Below are 3,581 nucleotides of genomic sequence, written 5' to 3'. Positions count from 1 at the left end.
AATCAGGTGGGTCCAAATCGCTATGGTCGCCAAGCAAATTCTTTAATCTGGAAAGCTGTTAAAGTCTCAAAGACACATTCAATGTTCTTACATCGAGTCCGCAAAACCCTTTGGGTGTTGTATGGTTAAGCCTCACGGGCAATTAGTACAGGTTAGCTCAACGCCTCACAGCGCTTACACACCCTGCCTATCAACGTTCTAGTCTCGAACAACCCTTTAGGACCCTCAAGGGGTCAGGGAAGACTCATCTCAGGGCTCGCTTCCCGCTTAGATGCTTTCAGCGGTTATCGATTCCGAACTTAGCTACCGGGCAATGCGTCTGGCGACACAACCCGAACACCAGAGGTTCGTCCACTCCGGTCCTCTCGTACTAGGAGCAGCCCCCTTCAATCTTCCAACGCCCACGGCAGATAGGGACCGAACTGTCTCACGACGTTCTAAACCCAGCTCGCGTACCACTTTAAATGGCGAACAGCCATACCCTTGGGACCGACTTCAGCCCCAGGATGTGATGAGCCGACATCGAGGTGCCAAACACCGCCGTCGATATGAACTCTTGGGCGGTATCAGCCTGTTATCCCCGGAGTACCTTTTATCCGTTGAGCGATGGCCCTTCCATACAGAACCACCGGATCACTATGACCTGCTTTCGCACCTGCTCGAATTGTCATTCTCGCAGTCAAGCGGGCTTATGCCATTGCACTAACCTCACGATGTCCAACCGTGATTAGCCCACCTTCGTGCTCCTCCGTTACTCTTTGGGAGGAGACCGCCCCAGTCAAACTACCCACCAGGCACTGTCCGCAACCCCGATAAGGGGTCAACGTTAGAACATCAACACTACAAGGGTGGTATTTCAAGGACGGCTCCACAAATACTGGCGTACTTGCTTCAAAGCCTCCCACCTATCCTACACATGTAGGGTCAATGTTCAGTGCCAAGCTGTAGTAAAGGTTCACGGGGTCTTTCCGTCTAGCCGCGGGTACACTGCATCTTCACAGCGATTTCAATTTCACTGAGTCTCGGGTGGAGACAGCGTGGCCATCATTACGCCATTCGTGCAGGTCGGAACTTACCCGACAAGGAATTTCGCTACCTTAGGACCGTTATAGTTACGGCCGCCGTTTACCGGGGCTTCGATCAAGAGCTTCGCGCAAGCGCTAACCCCATCAATTAACCTTCCGGCACCGGGCAGGCGTCACACCGTATACGTCATCTTACGATTTTGCACAGTGCTGTGTTTTTAATAAACAGTTGCAGCCACCTGGTATCTGCGACTTCCGATAGCTCCATCCGCGAGGGACTTCACCGTCAGAAGCGTACCTTCTCCCGAAGTTACGGTACCATTTTGCCTAGTTCCTTCACCCGAGTTCTCTCAAGCGCCTTGGTATTCTCTACCCGACCACCTGTGTCGGTTTGGGGTACGATTCCTTACAATCTGAAGCTTAGAGGCTTTTCCTGGAAGCATGGCATCAATGACTTCACTACCGTAGTAGCTCGACATCGTGTCTCAGCCTTGAAGAGAGCCGGATTTACCTAACTCTCAAGCCTACGCACTTGAACCTGGACAACCGTCGCCAGGCCCACCTAGCCTTCTCCGTCCCCCCATCGCAATTGTAAGAAGTACGGGAATATTAACCCGTTTCCCATCGACTACGCCTTTCGGCCTCGCCTTAGGGGTCGACTTACCCTGCCCCGATTAACGTTGGACAGGAACCCTTGGTCTTCCGGCGAGGAGGTTTTTCACCCCCTTTATCGTTACTCATGTCAGCATTCGCACTTCTGATACCTCCAGCATGCTTTACAACACACCTTCAACGGCTTACAGAACGCTCCCCTACCCAATGACTAAAAGTCATTGCCGCAGCTTCGGTTTATAGCTTAGCCCCGTTACATCTTCCGCGCAGGCCGACTCGACTAGTGAGCTATTACGCTTTCTTTAAATGATGGCTGCTTCTAAGCCAACATCCTAGCTGTCTAAGCCTTCCCACATCGTTTCCCACTTAGCTATAATTTGGGACCTTAGCTGGCGGTCTGGGTTGTTTCCCTCTCCACGACGGACGTTAGCACCCGCCGTGTGTCTCCCGGATAGTACTTACTGGTATTCGGAGTTTGCAAAGGGTTGGTAAGTCGGGATGACCCCCTAGCCTTAACAGTGCTCTACCCCCAGTAGTATTCGTCCGAGGCTCTACCTAAATAGATTTCGGGGAGAACCAGCTATCTCCAGGTTTGATTGGCCTTTCACCCCTAGCCACAAGTCATCCGCTAATTTTTCAACATTAGTCGGTTCGGTCCTCCAGTTGATGTTACTCAACCTTCAACCTGCCCATGGCTAGATCACCTGGTTTCGGGTCTATATCCAGCAACTCGACGCCCAGTTAAGACTCGATTTCTCTACGGCTCCCCTAGATGGTTAACCTTGCTACTGAATATAAGTCGCTGACCCATTATACAAAAGGTACGCAGTCACACCACGAGGGTGCTCCTACTGCTTGTACGTACACGGTTTCAGGTTCTATTTCACTCCCCTCACAGGGGTTCTTTTCGCCTTTCCCTCACGGTACTGGTTCACTATCGGTCAGTCAGTAGTATTTAGCCTTGGAGGATGGTCCCCCCATATTCAGACAGGATAACACGTGTCCCGCCCTACTCGATTTCACTGATGATGAGATGTCGGTTACGGGGCTATCACCCTGTATCGCGGCACTTTCCAGAGCCTTCACCTGTCTCATTAAAAGCTTAAGGGCTAGTCCAATTTCGCTCGCCGCTACTTTCGGAATCTCGGTTGATTTCTTTTCCTCGGGGTACTTAGATGTTTCAGTTCCCCCGGTTCGCCTCGCTGCGCTATGTATTCACGCAGCGATACTTACTTATGTAAGTGGGTTTCCCCATTCGGAAATCCCAGACTCACAGGTTTTTACTACCTAATCTGGGCTTATCGCAAGTTAATACGTCCTTCATCGCCTCTGACTGCCAAGGCATCCACCGTGTACGCTTAGTCACTTAACCATACAACCCCAAAGGGTCTTTGTTAGTCACCAAAGTTGTCTGCATTTTTATACATGTGCAGACACGATTTTGCCGGACTCAAATATAAACATCACAAGGATGTTTCCAAGAACACTTGAATGTGTGTTGGTACCTAATTTTCTCTTTATTAAAGAAAGTTAGGATTTGAGAACTTTTAATTTGAATAACAACGCATATCAAAGATATGGGGATTGTTGTTATTCGTCAGCTTTCCAAATTGTTAAAGAGCAAATCACTTCCAAAGAAGTAACCATTTTTAAAGACTCTCAAGGAGAATGTTTAAAGATGGTATCCCGTAGGGGAGTCGAACCCCTGTTACCGCCGTGAAAGGGCGGTGTCCTAGGCCTCTAGACGAACGGGACACTATGGAGGGCTCTAATAAAGACATATCAATCTGTGTGGACACTCATCGCAATAATCATCGTATAAGGAGGTGATCCAGCCCCAGGTTCCCCTAGGGCTACCTTGTTACGACTTCACCCCAGTCATGAACCACAAAGTGGTGAGCGTCCTCCCGAAGGTTAAACTACCCACTTCTTTTGCAGCCCACT

General features: G+C 49.9%; 1 tRNA gene and 2 rRNA genes. All 3 read right to left on the bottom strand.

Going from position 1 to position 3,581, the window contains the following annotated elements:
• Positions 1–121: 121 nt before the first annotated feature.
• Positions 122–3,009, bottom strand: a 23S ribosomal RNA gene (locus QTN95_RS19960).
• Positions 3,010–3,316: 307 nt separating this feature from the next.
• Positions 3,317–3,392: transfer RNA gene (locus QTN95_RS19955), tRNA-Glu, on the bottom strand.
• Positions 3,393–3,456: 64 nt separating this feature from the next.
• A 16S ribosomal RNA gene (locus QTN95_RS19950) occupies positions 3,457–3,581 on the bottom strand; the annotation flags it as partial.

This window comes from Vibrio sp. M260112 (genome assembly GCF_036533775.1).
Taxonomy (GTDB): domain Bacteria; phylum Pseudomonadota; class Gammaproteobacteria; order Enterobacterales; family Vibrionaceae; genus Vibrio.
The sequence above is the reverse complement of the archived record's forward strand: the minus strand, read 5'-3'. Positions and strand labels throughout refer to the sequence as shown.